Here is a 22,328-nt window from a genome sequence, read left to right as displayed (position 1 = left end):
TCCTGAAGCAGTGATTGTTACCTCGCGGTTTGTCTGGAGAAGATTTCCTTCAGCCCTTTTTTGTAGCCGTTAATGGCGGCGACATTCTTCTTGGGCTGCTCCCGGAGAATGAGGTAGAGCGTGGTCCAGACGAGAGCGAGATATCCGACAGGACCTGATTTCTTATCCTTCAGCAGATACACATGGTTCAGCACCCGGGTATAGGCCACATCTTCGAGGTTATCTCTGGAGGCTGGTGACTCATGATGCAGGAGCTTCAGTTCGGGATTGATATATAGGGGGCCGGATTTCCGGGCGATGCGTGACATGAGAATGTCCTCGCCGACGCTGTAGCTCTTGAGCCAGGGCACGGGTCCCAGATCCTTGATGGCCTCCTTCTTGAACGACATGTTGCAGCCGTGCTGGAATTCGGTCTTGAAGATCTTCCTCGCCTTATGCCAATTGTACATGGAGCCTGCCTGGCCGCTTAGGGAGAGCTTGCCGCTCGATAAAGATTGCTGAAAAGACAGCAGGCAGCGGATCGTGCCAAGGAAGCTGTTGCGCATCCCGATGGCAATGCCGCCAACCCCTGCGCAGTTGGGATAGTCGAGGTAGGTTTGGTTCAGCGTGGACAAGTAATGAGCGGGGATTTCGACGTCATCATCAAGGAACAGGATTTTATCCATTGTGGACAGCTCCACTGCCTTGATCCGGGACAGCCATAACCCCCGGTCCGTCTTGCTGTGATAGATAAAGGGATAACCGCACGCGGTAAGTAACGTTTCGAATTCGCCCAGGACTTTTTCAGGTATGGCGCCGTCATCTATAACGATAACCTCTATGGGGCAGGTCCGGCCTATGTCCTGATTAGTTATAGAATGAATGCACCGTGTCAGGTCCTGTACCCGATTCCTCGTGCAGATAACCACTGACAATCCTTGCATATACTCCACTCCCTTATCCAATTCTCCCATTCTATGTTTGTTAATATAACTTGGGATTATAAGCTAACTTAAGCTTACTATTGGCAGAGAAAGGTTGTATATACTACTTTAGTTTACTTATTGAATATCACGGAGCAGTGAATGAAGGGCAGAAAAATGCCCTGATTTCATGTGGTGGTGCTGAACATTTCTCACGGAGTAATTAGCGGAAATTGACCAGACGCGATGCATAATGAAGGTGGGGAAACGCTTAGCCAGTAAAATCATATCAACAGAAAAAGGCCGTAGCACCTGAAAAGGTGACCTACGGCCTTTTTTTGGCTTTTTTAATTGATTTCGATCGTTAATGAGCTGGCGAAATTTGCTCCTGGTACCAGGGCGATTACGCCTTCTTTGTCCTGCAGTTCGCCGTCGAACGTATCCCTGTCCGCAAATCCCTGCCAAGGTTCAATGCAGAGAAAAGGTGCATTCAGCTTCTGCCAGATGCCGAGATCCGGGAAGCCTTCGAAGGAGACGGCCACGCTTTTTCCGGTAAGCTTACTCTTCAGTGTGATCTGCCGGGAGGCTACATTCTGGAAGACCAGCGCATCGTCCTTGAACATCTCATGGGTTAACGGAAGGATGCGCTCACCCTTCAGCACTGGCTCCGATTTGCCGCTGATCCGCAGGCCCGCACTATTCAGAAACTCCCGCTCCAGCGTCTCAGTCTCGGAGAACTCAAGTACATAGTCACTGAAGCTTCCGTTCTCATCCAGCGGGCAATTGAAGGCAGGGTGTGTGCCAAGCTGGAAGAAGATATCCTGCTGATCAATGTTCTCTACCCGGTAGTCTAGCTTAAGCGTGTTTTCATTCAGCGTGTAGGTAATATACAGGTTGAATTGGAACGGGTAGCTGGCTAGGGTATGTTCGCTACTGGTGAGCCGGAATACCGCGTGGGACTCACTTGCTTCAACGACTGTGAATTCGCTGCGTCTGGCGAAGCCGTGATTGGCAAGCTTGTACGCCTGTCCTTGTACCTTGATCTCTCCGTTCCGGACGGCGCCGATGATGGGGAACAGGACCGGAGAACGGCCTGTCCAATAAGCGGCATCCCCGCTCCAGATATATTCAGTGCCTGTGTCCTTTCGGGTGAAGCTGACAAGCTCCGCCCCCAGGGTACTGATCTCAGCCTGTGCTGAGCTGCTGCGCAAAATGGTGTTCATATGATGACGCCCCTTTCACAATGGTTGGCCAGCCCTGTCTGCTGCTGACTGCTGTTCATATTCTATCAAACTTCTGCCGAACCAATGTAACACATCGTGAACAATTCCAAAAAATAATTATTACAGTGTGTAAAATGACAATCAGGCGGAATGGTATAACATATATAGAAAGCAATGATTGTGTAAACTTAAGCGTTCGAAGCGGAGGGATAGGGCCATGCAGCTGAAGCAAATATTCGTGAACGGTGAGAGATTGAAGAATACGATTGAAGCCTTTGCCGATTATGGGCGTACGGAGAACAATGGGGTGACCCGGCTGTCACTGTCGGAGCAGGATGTGAAGGTGCGGAATTACTTCGCTGCATGTTGTGAAGAACTGGGAATGACGGTCAAAGTAGATGATATGGGAACGATGTACGCAACGCTTGAAGGGACGGAAGCAGGACCGCCTGTGGTGATCGGCTCACATCTGGACACGGTCAAGAAAGGCGGACGTTTCGATGGCGTGCTTGGGGTCATTGCCGGTCTGGAAGTGGTACGCACCCTGGTGGACCATGGGATCAAGCCGCGGCTGCCGGTGACGGTCATGAATTTCACGAATGAGGAAGGTGCGCGGTTCGAGCCTTCGATGATGGCTTCTGGCGTGCTCTCCGGCAAGTTCGATAAGGCAGAGATGCTGAAGAAAAAGGACCCGGAAGGGACGACCTTTGCGGAAGCGCTGGAAGCGAGCGGATATGCGGGGGATGCCGCGAACCGGATCAAGGAAGCAACTGCTTATCTGGAGCTGCATATCGAACAAGGACCTGTGCTGGAAAAAGAAAACCTCACCATCGGCCTGGTCGACTGCGTCGTCGGTATGGCCTGCTATGAGATTGAAGTGACGGGCGAATCCGACCATGCCGGGACCACGCCGATGGATATGCGCAAGGATGCGCTGTTCGCTGCCACCGACTTGATTACCGAGCTGCGCCGTAAGCTGGGGGTGCTCGATTCCGGGTTGGTCTTCACCATGGGCCGGATGAATGTACTGCCTAATATCCATACGGTGATCCCGAACAAGGTGATCTTCACCGTTGAAGCCAGACACAAAGACATGGACATTGTCCGCACGGTAGAGGATATCATTGACGGCCTGCCTGAAGTGCTGCTGGGTTGTACGGTCTCGAAGACCAAGCTGTGGGGCCGCGATACCGTGTGGTTCGACCCTGAAATCTGCGCTTTGGTGGAGCAGGCGGCATCGACCCTAGGCTACTCCAGCAAAAAAATAGCCAGTGGCGCAGGACATGATGCCCAATTCGTGGCCGGTTTCCTTCCGTCAGCCATGATCTTTGTGCCGAGCGTAAACGGAAAAAGTCACTGTGAGGAAGAACTCACCTCCTATGAGGAGTGCGAGCAAGGTGTAAATGTCGTACTAGAAACGGTGCTTGCTGTATTGGCTAAGTAAAACGTGTCATGAAACATGACGTGAATATTAGAGGATTGGGGAAGCTTTACTTAAACAGCGGCACTTGATTTCTTACCTGCTATATATCGTTCAGTACAAAAAGACACCGGCGACGGTGTCTTTTTGTACCTGTTTGATGATGGTTTTGTCAGATATACCAAGGGTTACGGTGTTCGAGTATAGGGTTTTTACCCCCTGCATTGTGTTAAAACACAATCATGGCAGATAAAGTTTTTCTTTTTACCCAAATTGCAAAAAGAATTACTATGTTATCATTCTTTACATAAGAGAAACACAACAGACGGGAGCGATGAACAATGATTATTGGAGTGCCTAAGGAAATAAAAAATAACGAAAACCGTGTTGCCATTACCCCTGCAGGAGTCGTAAGTCTGGTAGCTGATGGGCATCAAGTGCTGGTGGAAGCCGGAGCCGGATTAGGCAGCGGATTCCCGAATGAAGAGTATACTGCAGCTGGTGCTGAACTGATCGCTGAAGCTGCTGCGGTATGGGCAACTGCGGAAATGGTCATGAAGGTTAAAGAGCCACTGGAAAGCGAATATGGCTACTTCCGTCCTGGACTCATCCTCTTCACCTACTTGCACCTGGCTCCAGAGCCTGCTCTGGCTACTGCCCTGAAGGACAAAGGCGTGTTCGCTATCGGATACGAAACGGTTGTCGACGGACGCACACTGCCGCTGCTGACGCCGATGAGTGAGGTAGCCGGACGGATGTCCGTGCAGCTCGGCGCACAGTTCCTGCAGAAGAACTACGGCGGACAAGGCATTCTGCTCTCCGGGGTTCCCGGTGTCAGCAGAGGCAAGGTCAGCATTATCGGCGGGGGTGTAGTGGGTACCAACGCAGCCAAGATGGCCATCGGCCTCGGCGCCGAAGTGACGATTGTTGACCTCAGCGCAGACAGATTGCGCCAGCTGGATGATATTTTTGGTGCACAGATTAATACGCTGATCTCTAATCCGTACAACATTGCCAAGGCTGTAGCCGAAGCGGACCTGCTGGTAGGTGCGGTATTGATCCCGGGTGCGAAAGCGCCGAAGCTGGTTACCGAAGAAATGGTCAAGGCGATGAAGCCCGGCTCTGTCATTGTAGACGTAGCGATTGACCAGGGCGGGATTGTAGAAACGATTGACCGGGTAACTACCCACGATAACCCGGTATTTGAGAGATACGGCGTACTGCATTACTCGGTAGCCAATATGCCGGGTGCTGTAGCCAAAACTTCGACCATGGCTTTAACCAACGTTACGGTTCCTTATGCGCTGCAAATTGCAAATAAAGGTGTGTTCAAGGCGATTGAAGACAATGCCGGCTTGAAGAGCGGTGTCAACGTAGCCAATGGTAAAATCACCTGCCAGGCCGTCGCAGAGGCTCTTGGGGAAGAGTACTACACGGTAGAGAAAGCAGTAGAGCAAGAGTTCACTCTGATCTAAAGCAAGAGAACCGGCTATAGACAGAAATCGAGGGGGAACAATCATTCAGCAGTCCGGTGAGCAATCGCCGGGCTGTTTTTTGCTCTTTTATTCGCGGGCCAGATGACGCTTGGGGACCACCTCCCCAAAGCCTTTTTAATTTTGACACTATTTTCAATATGATATAATAGCTTCTGTTATTCGAGTTTATTTGCGGGGGGAAAAAGGATGTTAAAGTATGACTGTTTAATCGTTGATGATGAAGAAGCGCTATCAAAAAGCACCTGCAAATACTTTAATATGCTTGGCGTGAAAACCTTCTGGGTAGCTGATGAACAGGCATGCTTTGAGTTTTTTACGCAAAATAAAGCTGATTTGATCCTGCTGGATATTAATTTAGGGCAACAATCATCCGGATTTGAAATATGTAAAAAACTGAGAAGTACTACCAATATCCCGATATTGTTTATAAGTGCACGAACAAGTGATGACGATGTGCTGCTTGCACTGAATATCGGTGGTGACGACTATATCCAAAAACCGTATGCACTCAGTATTATTTTGGCTAAGGTAAAAACGGTATTAAAAAGGTATAGGGGCGATGTTGATGTTTTAAGCTTTGGGAGTTTTACAATGGATCTGATCACGGAAAAGCTTGTGAATGATGGTTGCGAAATTAAATTAAAGGCCATGGAATATAAGCTGCTAGCCTATTTAATCCAAAACAAAAATCGCCCGCTTGCCAAAGAAGAATTGTTCTCAAACGTTTGGAACGATGCTATTACGAGTGACGGAACTTTAAATGTCCACATTCGCAAACTGCGTGAAAAAATTGAAGAAAACCCTAATGAGCCGCGTTACATCAAGACGATATGGGGGACCGGCTATGTATTTGAAGCCGACTAGGGGTGGAAGATGAGCATCAAGAAGGTAACGGTTTTGGCTGTAGCCATTCTATTCATTGGCATTAGTGTCATTTTTTTTATTTTTCGCAGCTTAAATGAAGCGGGAATCGATGTTGTTGCTGTGAATGATATTACACAATCGCTTGCTGAACATTGGGGCAGTCAGGAGCAGTCAGAATTACCAAGCCGGCAATACGGACTGGAATATACTGTACTGGATAGCCGCGGCGATCTGGTTGGGGCCACAAGGCGTGGATTAAGTGAGAATATTGACTCTGCAATCCATAACCGGGATACGATTGTGGATATTACGCGAAATGGCACGGTTTTGGGGAAAGTAATTATTTTTAATAATACAAGCGAGCTATGGGAGAAATACAGGAACGACCTGCTTGTTTTTTTTGGAGTGATTATCATTTTTATCACTTTATTTTGTTTGATCTATGCAGTATATATCGACAGATCGATTTTTCGTCCGTTTCGTAAACTGCAGGCCTTTGCGCGTCATGTGGCAGAGGGCAAGCTGGACATGCCGCTCGAAATGGAAAAGGGCAATGGGTTCGGTGCATTTGCAGAGAGCTTTGACCTGATGAGAGAGGAACTTGCGAAAGCGCGTGAGAATGAAAGAATGGCGAATCAGAGCAAAAAGGAGCTGGTAGCGTCACTTAGCCATGATATAAAAACACCAGTCGCCTCGATTAAGGCTGTCTCCGAGGTTATGATTCTGAATTCGGTTATTGAGGAAGACATCAATCAGCTGGAAGTGATTAATTCAAAAGCTGACCAGATCAATACACTGATCACGAATTTGTTCAATGCTACATTAGAAGAGTTACAGGAGCTGAATGTTACAGTAACGGAGGAGTCGAGTACAGTTCTGGGGGATTTGATCCAAAATGTTGACTACTATAACAGAGCTGTTGTATCGTCTATCCCTGAATGCATTGTGCTTGTAGATCTGCTTCGGCTTCTGCAGGTCGTTGACAATGTGATAAGCAACTCCTATAAATACGCGGGTACATCCATCGGTATAACGGCAAGCATCAAAGGACAATATCTGGAGATCGAGTTCAAAGACTATGGACAGGGGGTCTCCCCGGAGGAAATCCCACTTTTATTCAATAAATTCTATCGCGCCAAAAATTCGGTGGGCAAAAGCGGAACAGGGCTTGGCTTGTATATTTCCCAATACCTGATGAACAAAATGTCCGGAGATATCAATTGCAGGAATATGGATGGCGGTTTTGTGGTGATCTTAAGATTACATATCGCGTAAAAAGATTTTAGAATTGGTTAAGAACTGTCTAAAGACCCGTTAAGAATTTATACGCTAAGATAAGACTGTAAATAAAACTTTAACTGCTCCACATGCAGTAAGTTTTAACAGTCTTATTTTTATTAGGGGGCCCAATAATGAGTCAAGTAATTATAACGACCGACAAGCTTAGCAAATCGTTCTCCAGCGGAGGCATGCAGCAGCATGTTCTTAAAAATCTTGATTTGGAGATATTATCCGGGGATTTCACTGTCATCATGGGTTCATCCGGCGCGGGGAAATCCACGCTCATGTATGCCTTATCAGGTATGGATAAGCCGACGCTCGGCTCCATCACATACTTTGATCAGGAGATCGCAAAGCTGTCCAATGATAAGCTGGCGGTGTTTCGCAGATTAAATTGCGGATTTGTGTTTCAGCAAATGTTCCTGCTCGATAATATGAGTATATTGGATAATATTCTTGCCGCAGGACTGCTTGTCAGTAATGACAGAAAGGCCATTACAGCAAGGGCAAAAGAACTGCTTGCACAGGTTGGATTAACAGAAATGATTTGGAGTAAATTTCCTACCCAATTGTCCGGCGGAGAAGCGCAGCGTGCTGCGATTGTGCGTGCATTAATCAACCAGCCAAAGGTTGTTTTTGCCGATGAACCCACAGGCGCCCTTAACTCCGCGTCTGGTAAGGCAGTACTTGATGTGCTGACCGATCTTAACAGCAGGGGGCAAAGCATTATCATGGTTACCCATGATTTGAAATCCGCAAGAAGAGGAAACCGGATTTTATATATGCGTGACGGCGTTATTCATGGCATTTGCAACTTAGGCAAATACGTAAGCGGCGACAGGGAGCGGCACGGCAAGCTCCAGGCCTTCCTCACTGAAATGGGGTGGTAACGTTGCGAAAATTAGCTATGCTCAGCTTTGCGAATATACGAAAAACCAAAGGACACACGGTTTCACTATTGCTAATGTTCTTCATTGCCGGATTGCTGTTAAATGCGGGCTCGCTCGTGTTTGTGAATTTTGGCAGTTTTTTTGAAAAAGTCACCAAAGAGCTTAAGACAAATGATGTGTACTATATCATGCCAAGTCATTTATATAACGGAGAGGTAGATAAGTACATCAGAAATAATAAAAATGTATCAAACATGCAAAAAGAGGAAGTAATATGGGCTCAGGCATCCATCCCTTATAATGATGATATACGCGAGATGAGTTTTATTCTAAATGATGCAGATAAAGAACGTGATTTCTCTAAATGGAAATTTGTTGGCGAGCATTTACCGCCTGATTCAATGTCGATTTATGTGCCGTATGTATTGAATATTGACGGTGGATACAAGCTGAATGACAAAGTTGAAATGAAATTTGATGATGCAGCCCTTACATTTACAATAAAAGGTTTTACAGAAGATGCCTTCTTCAGTTCTCTTGATACTATAAATTTAGGAACTTATTTGCCCCATGAAACCTATGAAAAAGTTGTACAAAAGCTGGGTGACAAATATAGTGCAACACTTATTTTTGCTGATCTTGATAAAGTAAATAATGAAGTTGAAACAGGGATAAGAGAATTAGTACAAACGGATCAAAAGGCGACTCTTGCTATGGTAGAAGATACCAGCACATTGTCCAGCTCGGATATAGAACTGTTGAGAACGTCCCGTACTTTTATGTCAAGTATGGTGTCGGTAATGGCGATGGCTTTCGCTTTTATTATCGCAATCGTATGCCTTATTGTGGTCCGGTTCAGAATTGGGAACAGCATAGAAGAAGATATGAGCAAAATCGGGTCTCTAAGGGCGATCGGGTATACCAGCAGACAAATTATATTGTCAATTGTAATGCAGTACATGCTTATTGCCTTGGTTGGCAGTATAGCAGGCATATCGTTATCCTATTTAACAACGCCAGTACTTTCTGATATTTTTGCACATCAATCCGGGCTCATGTGGGTGCAAGGCTTCGATGGAGCAATCAGCAGTATTATTCTAAGTGCAATTTTATTCGTTGTTATCATTGTCTCTTTCATTTCTTCGGGACGAATTCGTAAGCTTAATCCGATTGTAGCCTTAAGAGGCGGAATCACAACCCATAACTTCAGAAAAAATTATTTGCCGCTTCATAAGTCAATAGGCAGTCTGCCGGTTGTTCTCGGGTTTAAATCCATGCTGCAAAGCAGGAAGCACAGCTTCATGATTGGAGTTATCCTTGCTGCTGTATCTTTTGCCAGTACATTTGGTGCTGTGATGTTTTATAACACCGTCATTGATACAAAGGCATTTGCAAAGACTCCCGGAATCGAACTTTCAAATGCGGTGGCTATTTTGAATTCGGATGCGGAACAACCAAAGCTTGTGGATAACATTAAAAACATGAAGAATGTAAGAAAAGTCCAGTATATAGATGAGTCCAAAGTTAAAATAGAGAACTATGATGTAACTGCTTATGTAATGGAGGATTTTTCTACAAAAGAAACGAACACCGTCTTTAAGGGCAGATATCCGCTCCACAGCAATGAAGTTGTACTTGCCGGTATCTTAGCGGATAAGATGGACAAAAAGATCGGTGATCGTGTAATGATAAAAGTCGGCGCTAAGCAGGCCGAATATATGATCACAGGCTTATCTCAAGGTGCGAATATGGGCGGAATGAATGCGTCTATAAGAAGGGATGGCATCCTTAAGGTTAACCCGGACTTTAAACAGCAGAGCCTGCAAATCTATTTGAACAAAAATAGTAAAGCTAATGAATTTGTAAACAAGCTTGAAAGCGACTATGGAGATTCAATCGTAACATCAGTAGATATGGATAAAATTATGGACGATGGCATGGGCATGTACATATCGATTGTCTCGAAGCTTGGGATTGGTATGATGGTTATAACCATAGTTGTTGTGATCCTTGTTCTGTATTTTGTTATTATTTCATCGGTTATTCGTAAGAAACGTGAACTGGGTATACAAAAAGCGATTGGTTTTACAACCTTCCAGCTAATGAATCAGCTCTCGCTTGGGTTTTTGCTACCTATCATTATAGGCGTATTGTTCGGAAGTGTAGCTGGACTTACCCTAACCAACCCACTCATGTCAGTGGCGATGCGTGCTATGGGGATTATGAAGGCACAATTTATTATCGCGACGTCGTGGATTAGTTTGTTTGGAGTGGCAATTGTCATTGTCTCTTACTGTACTTCGATGCTGATTACTTACCGCATTCGTAAAATATCCGCGTATGCTCTGGTAAGTGAGTAAGCATAAAAAAGTGGATAGACGATTTATGCCAGAAACGGGTACCGTCCTTTAACGACGGTACCCGTTTCTACTTGACCACCAGGCAACCGTCCCCTATAGTCAGCCGCAAAGCTGCAGGCTATAATGAAATCACTTATAGTATTTCGGCTATTCTTCAGGTTGGGGTGGGGACATTGACAGATTCAGAGCCATCATTTGATCGTTTTTTTGACAGTATGGAATCCCTGGCGGATACCCTCAGCGAATCGCTTCAGTCGCAGGTGACGATTGAGGATAGCAACCATCACGTGATCGGATACAGCTCCCATCAGTTCGAGAGCGATCCGGCGCGCATCTCCACTATTATCGGTAAGCGAGTGCCGAATACGGTCATCATCGGCCTGCGAAAAAAAGGCGTGATGCATCAGCTTGAGAACACCGCGCATCCGATCCGCATTCCGGCAGTCATGGAGGTAGGGCTCGGGCCGAGGCTGGCGATGTGCATCCGGCATCAGCAGGAGATTCTCGGTTATATCTGGGTGGTGGACAGAGGCAATCTGGCTGAGGGGCATGCGGAGCGCATTGTGGAGAAGGCTGCCGGGATTGCCGGGCGTTATCTGCTGAAGCAGCGCGGCTGGAAGACCAGGCAGGAGAAGGCGCATGAGGATTTCTTCTGGAAGCTGCTGACCTCGCATTACGAAACGGAATCGCGTATCCGCCAGGAGGCTGAAGGTTCTTCGATCCTGTTGCCGGAGAGCTATTATATCGGGGTGCTGGAGAGTGACAAGACGATCGACGACCGCTTTGTACAGCGTTTCCGCCAACGGATGGAGGCGGGTGCCAATCAGCGCCTGCTGTTTCTGACTGCCGAGCATAACCGGCTGATTATTCTGTTTTCCTTTCTGTTTCCGGTCGAAGGAACAGAACTGTTATCTTCGTTCGTGCAGAACCTGCTGCAGGAGCTGAGCCGCAGCGAAAGCTGCGTTCTGACAGCAGGCTGCAGTCCGGGCTACCGGGAATATACCTCGGCTGCGGCTGCGTACCGGGAAGCACTCACCATCCTGGAGATCAAAAAACTGCTGCCCTATCATGCCCGTCACCTGCTGCTGTATGAGGATATCGGCTTCTGGGCGTATATTCCGGCCATTCTGGAGCAGAAGCGCAGCCGGACGCGCAAGAGCTCGCTGCTCTCTCCACTGAAGGCGCATGACCGTGAGCACAAAAGTGATTTTGTCAAAACCATTGCCGTCTATTTGACGCTGAACGGGAATCTTAAGGAATCTGCGTCCTTTCTGCATATCCACACCAACACCCTGATGTACCGGCTGAACCGGATCGCTGAAATTACGGGCCGAAGCCTCAAGGAAACGGATTACCGCACTTCAATCTATCTGGATGTTCTGACAGAGGAGACCGCTCAGGTTAACGCCTGGTTTCAGGAGGGTTAAACTGCCGTGCACCAACCGAAGGCCCGACACGTACAATAACCTATCTATTGTGACAGGAAAGGGGAAATGGATAGTGGCCTTTGGATATGATAATCCAGGTTCGGGATTCGAACAGAAGATGAGGGAACGCATTATTGAAACAGCCAAAGCGATGAGTACCGGCGGCACAGACTTTTCCACATTTAAGAATTCCCGCTGCAACCCAAAATATTGGATACGTACGGAGAATGGAGGATTCCAGCTTCGCAGCGATGTCACCCCGTCGGCGGCAATCCAGGATATTTTTAGTAACGGACAGTTGTACGCCTTCGAATGTGCCATGGCGATGGTAATGATTCTCTACAAGGCAACCATTGATATGATTGGGGAAAATGCGTTTAATCAGCATTTTACGGACCTGTTCCTGTGGGATTGGAACTATGACAGCAATCTGCGGATGATCACTACATTTGATCCGTCAGAAATGCAGCCGGGGGATGTCGTGTATTTCAAGAACCCGGACCATGATCCGGATAAGCCGGAATGGCAGGGTGAAAATACGGTGATGCTCGGTAATGACAGCTATTATGGACACGGGCTGGGGATTAAAAGTGCGGAAGGCATCATTACGTCACTGAACCGCGAAAGAGTCCCGGGCAGCCGGATCTCGGCTTATCTCACGGATGAAGGACTCCACCCGGATTTTGCTTATCTGCAGACCTTGTCCAGCCGGTCGGTGCGGGGTCCGAAGGGCAGCGGCGATGCGCGGCACAGGATTTTCTCCAGAATTGGGGTCAAATCCTACATCACTAAATAGAAAAGGACGGGGCATCTGCCCCGCCATCGAAGCTATTTGCTAATGGCAGGCAGCAGCACCGGTGGCTATGCAATGTACACAACCAGCTTTGTCCCCGGAAGGATTACTTGTTCTGCTGCTCTGTGTTCGCCAGCTGCTCTTGGGCAAGACGGATCATTTCCCGAACCATGGACCCGCCAATTTTGCCGCCGATCTGACCGGCCGATTCCGTAGTCAGTGCTCCGTTGTTACCGTGCTGCAGAGGGACGCCCAACTCTTTAGCCACTTCGTATTTCACGTCATTCGGCCGGTCCGGATTAACCGTATAGCCTTCCTGCTTCATCACATTGGCTTTCAAAGTCTGCATTCCCTGTTCCACTCCGGGCACCGCATATCTTCTGTTCCTTCTTGCCATCCTCACTCACTCCCCCTGATGTCTTTGCCCTTAATTTGCCCGGAAGAACAACCGTTCATTCTGGCTACTTGTCGGAGCGGTATTTAAGCGGATGTTTTCCGACAATCTTTTTGAATACTGTACTAAAATAATGGGGATTCTCGTAGCCGACCCGTTCAGCAATTTCCATGACCTTGAGATCTGTGGAATGCAGCAGCTCCTTGGCCTTATCGATTCGGATTCTGGTGATGTAGTCGGTAAGGGTTTCGCCGGTTTCTTTTTTGAAGATCAGGCTGATGTAGTTGGGGGTCAGGTAGACCTCCTCGGCAATTCGTGCAATGGACAGCTCATGAGCGTACCCCTCCTGAACAATGGCTCTGATCCGGTTGATGGTTTTGCTGTTTTTGGAGGTGCTTTTCCCCGCCACATAAGCGCTGAGATCATAAAAAAGCGAGAGCATATAGGCTTTTAGCCCGGATATATTCTTCTGCTTGTAGAGTGTGTCCATGATGGTCAGCCGGTCCTGCAGCACCTGTTCGATGTCCTCATCCAGCTCATAAAGGGCTCTTGCAGACGTAAAAATCATCTCGGCGCAGATGCTCTGCACATAATCGATTTGCAGCTTGGGGGCGGCCAGCCGGTCGAAGAGCTTCTCCAGCAGTTCCATGACTTCTTCGGTATGGCCCGCCTTCAGCTCATTCATCAGCCGCGCATGGAATTTGTAAAAAAAAGTGCTCTGCAGAGTCTCCGTAGCGGACTGAATATCCTTGATATCCAGAATGGAACCATGGCCGGTATAAAAGGTATGCACCAGCGCGGCCAGCGCATCCTTATAGGAGTCCTCAAGCTCACTTACGGTGGGGCAAGCCCGGCCGATGCCTATGGATGTATCCAGCCGCAGATATTGCTGGATGCTGCCCATGATTTTTTCACAGAGGCTTGCGATGCTGCTGGTGCCGGGAGAAGCAGACGTATCCGGGCAGAAGATGATGATGAATTCATTTTCACTGGCGACAAAAGTGATTCCGCCGGGCGGACTCTCCAGACATTCGGTGATGATGTTCTGAATAGCAAAATACAGCAGCTGTTTATTTTCCTCCGAGAATTTGTCGACCGCGGTCTCATAATCATCCAGCTGGAGTACGCCTGCCGTCAGAACATCCCCCTTTGTAAAGGGAAGCCGGAAATAGCTGATCTTCTCCCAGAGCTCCCGTTCATCCCGGTATAGTCCCCCCACCCAGTTCTGGAGGAATTTCTCGCGGATCAGCGGCATGTGGTTCTCTACTTGCTTCTTCAACTGCTCGACATTCATCCGGTGGTCTTTCTCCTGACGCAGCCGGTTGACGACTTCCTGAAAGACCTCCCGCAGCTCGGGCAATTTGACAGGCTTCAGAATATACCCCTCGGCATTGACCTTCAGGGCAGTTTGGGCATAGGAGAAATCCTGGGCGCCGCTGATGATAATGATTCGGGTCCGGCAATTCCCGGCCTTCAGCTTCTCCGCCACCTCCAGGCCCCCCAGCATGGGCATCATAATATCCGTGAATAAAATATCAGGCTGAAGCTCCATACATAACTCATACGCCTCTTGCCCGTCTGAGGCCTCACCGATGATCTCGATGCCGAACTCCTCCTGCCAATTGAACACATGGATCAGACTTCTGCGGATAAACGGCTCATCATCCGCTACGATCATCGTCAACATCTTCCATCACCTCGTTCCATGTAGTTACAACTGGAAACCGGACTATGGCCAAGAGGCCGCTCTGGTCTTCGGTATTGGCATAATACCGGATGCCGTAAGATTCGCCGAAAAACTGCTGGATTCGGGTATGCACATTGCGGATGCCGTAGGATTGATTCCCCGGATGCTGATCCGTCAGCAGCTGATTCAGCCGCTCTGGATTTGCACCTGCCCCATCGTCAAAGACGGACACACAGAGAAGGTCCCCGGACCGCTCCACCCGGATGCGGATTTTGCCTTTTCCCCGCCGTTTCTGGATTCCATGGATAATGGAGTTCTCTACGAGCGGCTGAAGACTGAGCTTGACCACCAGACATTCCTCCAGCACCCGGGGGTCGGTCTCCTCCAGCTCATACTCCAGCTTATCCTGGAAGCGGAACTGCTGAATCTGCAGGTAGCTGTCCACCTGCCGCAGCTCATCGCGCAGCGGGATAATATTCCGGCCTTTGCTCAGGCTGTAGCGGAAGAAGTCGGACAGCGAGGTTACCATATTGCTGATCTCGGGAATGTCATGATTGATGGCAATCCAGTTGATCGAATCCAGCGTGTTATAGAGGAAATGCGGATTGATCTGAGCCTGAAGGGTTTTAAGCTCGGCTTCTTTTTTACGTAATTCGGTCACATAGAGCTTATCGATCAGCGCTTTGATCTGCTGCAGCAGCTTATTGTAGCGGTTGAACAAATAGGAAAATTCGTCTTTACGGCGGTAGCGGATAATGATGTTGAAGTTGCCGCTCTCTGCATGGGACATGGACTGGATAAATTTACGGATGGGTGCCGAGATATTCTCCGACAGCAGCAGAGCCATCATGAGTGAAATGAGCATACAGATGCCGATGACAATGTACATGACACGCTGAAAGGAGGCCAATTCTCCATTAAGCTCGCTCACAGGTGAGAAGGAAAGGATCGTCCAGCCGGTTTCCGGGATTTGGGTATAGGAGACCAGCATCTTCTCCCCCTGGATTACTTGACGGAAGGAATGGAGGGTGCCGCTGCTGCCTTCAGGGAACTTCATGTAGGGGTAATAGTTCTGGGTGCTGATGTTCTGTCCAATGAGTGACGTGTCAGGGCTAACCGCAATCGTTCCGGTCTGGTCAGCGATGTAAATCCGGCTGCCTGCCGTAGGTTTGTAGTGTTCCAGCAGATTATCGAATTCCGTCACGGGAATATCAATGGTAAGGAGGCCTACATAGGGCAGTTGGGCATGCCGGATGCCAAACAGGCGTTTTGCAAATTTAAGGGTGAACTTGGAATCCAGGGAGCTGAGCCCGACCACCGTGAAGTCGGATTTGGCCGGAATGCCCAGATACCAGGGCTTCAGGGAAATCTGATCGATATTGAACACCCGTCTTGAGAAATTGTACTGCGTATATTCCGGACGGTTCAGCATATATAGCATAGGGACGAAGCTGCTTCCGGAGGTTCCGCTGCCAGGAAAGCTCTCCAGGATTCTGCTCAGCGCAGCCAGCTCATTAATAATTCCTGTGCTGTCTGTCGGACGGTTGGCGGAGATCAGGTCAGCGAACTCCGTATTGAGGTATAGAGAAATCATGGATTGATCCGCAGCGGCGAAACGCTGAGCGAGATTATCCTGAACCAGATTCAGGTTGTTTTCGATCGATGTATTGACATTGCGGGTGATAATATCCGCTGATTTGTTATATACCGTAACGGAGATGATGGTGGTCGGTAGAAGGACGAGAAAGAGGAAGTAGAGGATAAGTCTGCTGCGGATGCTGAAGTTGTATAAGAAGAGGGTTTTGGACAGAGTATCGAATAATTTCTTCATCTGAGGCCCCCTTCACGCTGCGGATAATCTTCGCTTGCCATCTAACAGGTATTAATGGAAAATATCAATCAATAGGCACTTATGCCGCTCCTTCGCGGCACTATCAGATGTGAATTTCGGAGAAGACCCTCAATTTGGCTTCCATAACAATGTCCTGAGATCAGACATCGTTATTTCAGGAATAGATGGTATACATTGTAAAACGGGCGCGTTAGGCTGTCAACGCAGGAGGTGAAGGATGAAACGGCTGTTATTCTATATCTTCGGCCTGTTGCTATGCGGGCTTATCGTATATGCCAGTGCTTATGACCGTCCGCTGCTGGTGGAGTTTAATTCAGAGCCGGTACCTGAGGGGGCTCCCCCGGTTCAAGTACGGATCGCGCTGTACGACTGGACAGAGAATCTGGAGGTGAAGAACGCGATCCGGCAATTTAATCAGAGCAATCCAGACCATATTGAAATTGTAATGATGAATCTGTCCACGGATGCCTACGATGACACGCTCAACATGCTGATGACTTCAGGTCAGGGGCCGGATGTGTTCAGCGTGGATAACAGCTGGCTGGCTACCTATGTGAACAAGGGGTATCTGGCCAACCTGAACTCTTATCTGGACCCTGCGGATCTGAACAGATTTCCAAAGTGGGCTAGAGATTACGCACGCAGCTCTCTGTTTAAGGGAGGGATCTACTTCCTGCCCTCCAGTATTGAGACTGTTCGCCTGATCTATAATAAGCAGCTGTTCCAGAGCGCCGGACTGGATGCGGAGCATCCGCCTGTCACCTTCGCTGAAGTGAAGCAGGCTGCGGCCAGGATTAGCCGGGCCGGGGTCGGTGTGAACAAATACGGCTTCGCGCTGGCCGCCGGAGACAGCCAGGACAGTCTGCAGACGGGGCTGGAAATGTCCAATACCTACAGCGGGGTGTATCTCTATAATTACCGGAACGGACGTTATGATCTGAGTGTATATGCTCCCTGGCTGCAAATGCTGCTGGATATGAAAGCAGAGGGTAGCCTGTATCCCGGGGAGACTCTGCTGAAGCGGAACGGTGCACTCAGGCAATTCGCCGACGGCAACATCGGCATGATGTATGCAACCAGCAAAGATTATGTGAAATTACAGGAATATATGCCAAAGGATAATTGGGGGGTGGCTCTGCCGCCCGTAACGTCTTCGGCGAAGAAGGGCAGCGGGGCGTTAATGATGATTCCGCACTCACCGCTGGCGGTAAATAGCAGCACACCTGACCGGGAAGCGGCGGTGAAAGTATGGAAGTTTCTGCAGTCTGAAGCCTTCCTTACCATTCTGTTCCAGCAGGCCTTGGCACTGCCGGTGGTAGACGGGATCACAGATCTTCCGGGCCTGGTTCCGGGGCTGGGCCATTTCAAGGAATTTTACCCGACCGCAGAGGAGTCCATTTACCCGCTGTCCCCGCAGATTATGGACCAGTACGATCCGAACACCGTTTCGGTGGAACCACGCGACTCAGGTGACCGCCCCCGCATACAGCTCTACCTGCAGATCCTTTCCGGCGGCATAAGCGCGGGCGAGGGCCTGCGCGCGGAAAGTGACCGGTTGAATCAGATGCTGGATATTGCGGCTACCGGTTATTCTTTTAAACGTGAGGAGTACATTTATCCGGGGTTTGATGCGAAGAATCCCTTGGGTCATGTAAGAGCAGAATAATTGCAAGACATTTGAATAGTAATTACTTAATGTAGTATCGTGTTATCGTTGTTTGAGATGATCATCCTTGTGACATTCCAACAGAGAAAGCCTGGTTTACAAGAACGGATTTGTCTCACCATTTGGGAAAGGGGAGTGGACTGCTTTGCGTCCATTCGCCTCCCACACGACGACCATATTCGTCAAATGGTCGTGTAAAGCTCGCTTTGTAGGATCAAACGCGGCCATCAAATAGCCTATAAAAAAAATGCAGGCCGAAATCCCTTTTCCGATGCCTTCACGCAACAACACATCTTCCCAAGAAGGTTTCTCGTCGGTGAACGTACGGACTTTTATGCCGACGATCATCTTTCCTAGGGTCTGGTTATATATCGTGGTTAACGAAACGAAATAAATCTGAACGATAATGAGTTTGAACGGTCATGTACTTATAACGTTTATGTACGGTACCCATGATGACAATAGAAAAATAAACGCAAGGATGATGGCTGCGTCTATGGTGAATGCCATAAACCGCGGCCAAAACCCGGCTTAGTTGTTATGTTTCTGAATCAAACGATCATCAAAGTGAGCATCCAGCTTACTGTAAAGATTTGAATGGATGATCAAGGAGAAGATGCTCTTAAACTGATACCTAAATGTAATGGTACATAGGAGGAGAGGCAATACTACAGTCTTTAGAAGAAGTAGTAGAGAGATCATATACCGTTAGCTGGGTGGCAAGCTTGGATGACTTGCCGTTTAAATTGTTCGTTTGTGAAGTATTGATTGATAAAAAGAACCAGCTTCTTCTCCAACCACATTTGTTCGCCGCCCGCAGGATCATATATGAAGAGGGCCATTTCTGTTTTGTTTCCCGTGAGGTCCTCGTAATACATAGCCAAAGTAAGAATAGTATAGCTGGAACCGCCCTTCTGGGCAGCCATAGTGAATTGTGGATTCGGCACCTCCAGTTTAATTAGATTCTGGAATAGTGTCCTGGCCTCTTCCTTTAACCGATCACCTTCATAAATGTCTTTTAACAATTGAGCATATTCCTTGACCGTCGAACGGGGGAACTTGTCGGACCAGATCTTTTGGAATTTTATCCGGGCGCGTGCCCGACGATTCAACTGCTGAATCCATTTCCCTTCAGGATCGTTTCTAAGCAGGTTAAATATTTCGATAGATTTAGCCGCATATTCAGCATAAGTGAATCCTTTCATTATTGAGGCAACTTTGTTCATCGAGACCCCAAGCGTATCTTTAAGATATGTGGGCATTAGAATGGCTGAAGAAAAAGGGTACAAGGCATCATGATCTTTCAATCCCCAATCCGTTATTTTTTGATTAATTCTATCCAGCCCTAAAGTCTCCATTAAAAAATCCGTATTGGCGTTTGAGCTATACCGAATCATGCCTCTGGCTACTTCAAGCATTGTGATGTCTTTTTCCAGATCGAGTCCTTTCTCTTCCAGATCGAATAACCATTCTGAATGCGCACTTCCGTCAGAATCGGGGATATAAAATCGGTTGAGACTGGCCAAAGGAACCTTCTTATCAAGGTCGATCTGTTGACTGGCAGCTTGCTCAGCAAATTCGGCCAGAACGATAATCTTGGCCACGCTCGCAAGAGGTCTCCTGACCGCTGACTGCAAGTCAACAACGATTTCTCCATTTTCAATAATATAGAGTGACGCCCGGGATGGGTTTCTGGCAATAAATTTAAGGATATGCTGCTCGGTTCTACGATTCTGCCGCTTGACTTCAAAGAAGACCAGCAAGGCAAACAACCCTAGTAGGACGATGATCCCGCAACCGATATAGATAATGATATCCAAGACATTTTTCCTCCTAATTGATATCTAATGATTAACAAACGTAACGTCGCACGTATCATCGCAATGATTAACAGGAACATTCATCCGCCTCTTGGCAATCATATCGTAAAGGAATTACCCCAGACCGATAACTCTGAACAAATAAATTAATGGCACAAGAGGCGATAATGGCAGTAGTCGGCAAGAAATTTGAAGAACGGAATGAATCCCGCGCTTCAAATTGATTCGGTTTAATTTAGTACTATGCATACGTAACTGAACCTCTTCCGGTACCAATGAGTATTCGATGATGACATTTTCGTCCTTGAAGCTCGTGCAAGTGATAAACCGGAAATAATCCATAGCGGCGATTTTTTGAACGACTCCTCGACACATTGGACACCAACCAAATGAAAATGTGAGTAGGCCCATACCAACGCCGATTCCCGCATGAAATAGAACCATGAATATAACAATAAACGGTTTTACCTTCTTGTTCATAATACTGAATGGGAAGGTTAGTTTAATAAATATACTCAAATAAGAAAGAATGAAGCTAGTCCATAGATAATGTTCAATAGAATTACGCAATATAGGTCTGCTAAATTCATTCACTTAGGAAACATAGTAGATTGCTGTTCCATTCTGCCATAATTCTCCCATCAGCTGATAGGCACCTGAAAAAAGATAAACGATACACAATTGAATAATACAGAATAAAACGGCGAAATTATGGATAATCATCTTCAATTCATGTATGAAGGAGATTTGGAAATTTTCTTTCGTCCTCCTGTTCCTTTGAGCATCAATGGAATAGTAACGGGTGCTTTCTGCAAACACAAGGAATATCAAGCAGAGGTTTAGTAAGTTATCGCCGCCATCACTAATGTACATGGTTCGAATATACAAAAATTAAAAAACAAATTAAGAACAGCAAATAAGCGTCCCTTATAGCCTAAAAGATAGATAAGAGAGACGATGATTCCGAGATGGTAGACGACATCGAAATAAAGTAGTGAGTTAGAGAAGTTGTATAATGAAAAATTGGTATGTAGGAATGTCTCGGTATAGGTGTTAATTCCATCGTTGCTCCATAGAAAGAATCTCTGAGCATAATGTATCAAATAATTGTAAAGGATAGTGATCCCAAGAGCGATTCGAAGCAAGCTGCCAATTATAAGGGACCGTTCCAAAAGCCATTGTGCTTTTGGAGCGGTCCTTTGTGCATTTGGCAGCTCTTTGCGCTGACGGAAGTAGGTCCCGAGTATACTGTAGGTGGCTGAAGTACATAGTTGACGATAACCGGTAGTGTGGCCGTGAGGTAGTATGCGGAGGAATGGAAGGCGAGCTGTTCCCCCAAAAAGAAATAACTGTCGGAAGAGTCGTTGCCGTATGCCGTATTTGATGAGCCACACGCACGGATCTAAGAGAGGCCCATGTCAGTGATATGGGCCTACTCGGTTGCCTTTTGTGTAAGGTAAAGCCGGTACAGTTTTGTTAGCACTGATACTTTGTTAAGGACAGTGCAGTGTTTTCTGTTTGTTGGGTGCCAGATTGTACGCAAGCTTGCAGTTCTTACGTCCACACCGCATGTAAGTCGTTCGAATATTACTATATAAATCACTTTTTGTGCTGCTAGAGTTCCTGGGAGGAATATTGGAAGTCATTACGCAGTACCAGCAGGGATGTGAAATCCAAAAAAAGGAGAATGAAGAGATGACCTTTTTATCAACGGGCCCCATTGAAAACAATGCGGTCAGTGGTGCAAGACCCACGCAGTCAGTGACACTCCGAATTGACAACCGGAGTGATTCAGAAGCCTCTATAGTCTCGATTCAAGGCTACTATATGAGTGGCGGTATACGGAATCTGTATGTCAGCCAATCCTTGAACCTGGCTGCCAATCAAGTAGTGACAATCAGCTATTTTGCTGATTTGGATGCATTTGAGTTTCTTTTCACAACATCAAGTCCAAGCCCGGCAGATGATCCTGTACAGATATCATTCTGGGGTAAGAGCAGCACGGGGCAATTAGTGGCTGCCCATCGTCTGGTATCCTCTGAATTACTGGGAGAAGTCCCGGGGATCACCGGTGCTACCGGAGCGACCGGTGAAACGGGAGCCACTGGAGCTACGGGCGTGACAGGAGCGACCGGTGAAACGGGAGCAACTGGAGCCACAGGTGTGACAGGTGCTACTGGTGAAACGGGAGCCACTGGAGCTACGGGAGCGGCTGGAGCCACAGGTGTGACAGGTGCGACTGGTGAAACCGGA

General features: G+C 47.7%; 16 protein-coding genes and 1 pseudogene. 10 read left to right on the top strand and 7 right to left on the bottom strand.

From position 1 onward, the window contains the following. Window positions 1–17: 17 nt before the first annotated feature. Entirely contained in the window at window positions 18–923 is a 906-nt protein-coding gene (locus ACTJKB_RS22140) for a glycosyltransferase family 2 protein (RefSeq protein WP_440836534.1), read from the bottom strand. Window positions 924–1,249: 326 nt separating this feature from the next. Continuing rightward, a complete protein-coding gene (locus ACTJKB_RS22135) occupies window positions 1,250–2,125 on the bottom strand; it encodes an aldose 1-epimerase family protein (RefSeq protein WP_440836533.1) in 876 nt (291 codons plus the stop codon). 217 nt (window positions 2,126–2,342) lie between these two features. Between ACTJKB_RS22135 and ACTJKB_RS22130 the strand changes: the two genes are divergently transcribed. The 8 genes from ACTJKB_RS22130 (at window position 2,343) to ACTJKB_RS22095 (ending at window position 12,659) form a co-directional block, all read left to right on the top strand. Next, the gene (locus ACTJKB_RS22130; protein WP_440836532.1) at window positions 2,343–3,569 is read left to right on the top strand and encodes a Zn-dependent hydrolase; all 1,227 of its coding nucleotides are present in this window, start codon (window positions 2,343–2,345) and stop codon (window positions 3,567–3,569) included. Between the two features lie 317 nt (window positions 3,570–3,886). Next, window positions 3,887–5,020, top strand: coding sequence for an alanine dehydrogenase (gene ald, locus ACTJKB_RS22125; protein ID WP_440836531.1), 1,134 nt, complete (start codon window positions 3,887–3,889; stop codon window positions 5,018–5,020). Between the two features lie 207 nt (window positions 5,021–5,227). After that, a complete protein-coding gene (locus ACTJKB_RS22120) occupies window positions 5,228–5,905 on the top strand; it encodes a response regulator transcription factor (protein WP_074110405.1) in 678 nt (225 codons plus the stop codon). A 9-nt stretch (window positions 5,906–5,914) separates the two neighbouring features. Continuing rightward, window positions 5,915–7,180 (top strand): ATP-binding protein, encoded by a 1,266-nt coding sequence (locus ACTJKB_RS22115; protein ID WP_440836530.1) that lies wholly within the window; start codon window positions 5,915–5,917, stop codon window positions 7,178–7,180. 137 nt (window positions 7,181–7,317) lie between these two features. Next, window positions 7,318–8,076 (top strand): ABC transporter ATP-binding protein, encoded by a 759-nt coding sequence (locus ACTJKB_RS22110; protein ID WP_440836529.1) that lies wholly within the window; start codon window positions 7,318–7,320, stop codon window positions 8,074–8,076. 2 nt (window positions 8,077–8,078) lie between these two features. Beyond that, the gene (locus tag ACTJKB_RS22105; RefSeq protein ID WP_440836528.1) at window positions 8,079–10,436 is read left to right on the top strand and encodes an FtsX-like permease family protein; all 2,358 of its coding nucleotides are present in this window, start codon (window positions 8,079–8,081) and stop codon (window positions 10,434–10,436) included. Between the two features lie 71 nt (window positions 10,437–10,507). Beyond that, window positions 10,508–11,863 carry a PucR family transcriptional regulator gene (locus tag ACTJKB_RS22100; protein ID WP_440836527.1) on the top strand — a complete coding sequence of 452 codons (1,356 nt, stop codon included), beginning with the start codon at window positions 10,508–10,510 and terminating at the stop codon, window positions 11,861–11,863. A 49-nt stretch (window positions 11,864–11,912) separates the two neighbouring features. Further along, window positions 11,913–12,659 carry a protein-glutamine gamma-glutamyltransferase gene (locus ACTJKB_RS22095; protein ID WP_440836526.1) on the top strand — a complete coding sequence of 249 codons (747 nt, stop codon included), beginning with the start codon at window positions 11,913–11,915 and terminating at the stop codon, window positions 12,657–12,659. 103 nt (window positions 12,660–12,762) lie between these two features. Here ACTJKB_RS22095 and ACTJKB_RS22090 read toward each other — a convergent pair whose 3' ends face one another. From ACTJKB_RS22090 to ACTJKB_RS22080, 3 genes are all read right to left on the bottom strand, one after another. Next, window positions 12,763–13,053, bottom strand: coding sequence for an alpha/beta-type small acid-soluble spore protein (locus tag ACTJKB_RS22090; protein WP_440836525.1), 291 nt, complete (start codon window positions 13,051–13,053; stop codon window positions 12,763–12,765). Between the two features lie 64 nt (window positions 13,054–13,117). Next, complete coding sequence (locus tag ACTJKB_RS22085) at window positions 13,118–14,737, bottom strand: response regulator (protein ID WP_440836524.1); 1,620 nt, start codon at window positions 14,735–14,737, stop codon at window positions 13,118–13,120. Beyond that, the gene (locus ACTJKB_RS22080; protein WP_440836523.1) at window positions 14,712–16,568 is read right to left on the bottom strand and encodes a cache domain-containing sensor histidine kinase; all 1,857 of its coding nucleotides are present in this window, start codon (window positions 16,566–16,568) and stop codon (window positions 14,712–14,714) included. Before ACTJKB_RS22080 ends, ACTJKB_RS22085 begins: the two co-directional genes overlap by 26 nt. A 238-nt stretch (window positions 16,569–16,806) precedes the next feature. Between ACTJKB_RS22080 and ACTJKB_RS22075 the strand changes: the two genes are divergently transcribed. Then, window positions 16,807–18,255, top strand: coding sequence for an ABC transporter substrate-binding protein (locus ACTJKB_RS22075; protein ID WP_440836522.1), 1,449 nt, complete (start codon window positions 16,807–16,809; stop codon window positions 18,253–18,255). A 96-nt stretch (window positions 18,256–18,351) separates the two neighbouring features. Here the strand turns inward: ACTJKB_RS22075 and ACTJKB_RS22070 are convergent, their stop codons facing one another. Next, complete coding sequence (locus tag ACTJKB_RS22070; protein ID WP_440836665.1) at window positions 18,352–18,651, bottom strand: RDD family protein; 300 nt, start codon at window positions 18,649–18,651, stop codon at window positions 18,352–18,354. Between the two features lie 302 nt (window positions 18,652–18,953). Further along, window positions 18,954–20,075, bottom strand: coding sequence for a serine hydrolase (locus tag ACTJKB_RS22065; RefSeq protein ID WP_440836521.1), 1,122 nt, complete (start codon window positions 20,073–20,075; stop codon window positions 18,954–18,956). A 1,695-nt stretch (window positions 20,076–21,770) separates the two neighbouring features. Here ACTJKB_RS22065 and ACTJKB_RS22060 point away from each other — a divergent pair. Further along, a pseudogene (locus tag ACTJKB_RS22060) lies at window positions 21,771–22,328 on the top strand (YVTN family beta-propeller repeat-containing protein); the annotation flags it as partial.

The organism is Paenibacillus sp. 22594, assembly GCF_052044425.1.
Taxonomy (GTDB): Bacteria; Bacillota; Bacilli; order Paenibacillales; family Paenibacillaceae; genus Paenibacillus_AQ.
The sequence above is the reverse complement of the archived record's forward strand: the minus strand, read 5'-3'. Positions and strand labels throughout refer to the sequence as shown.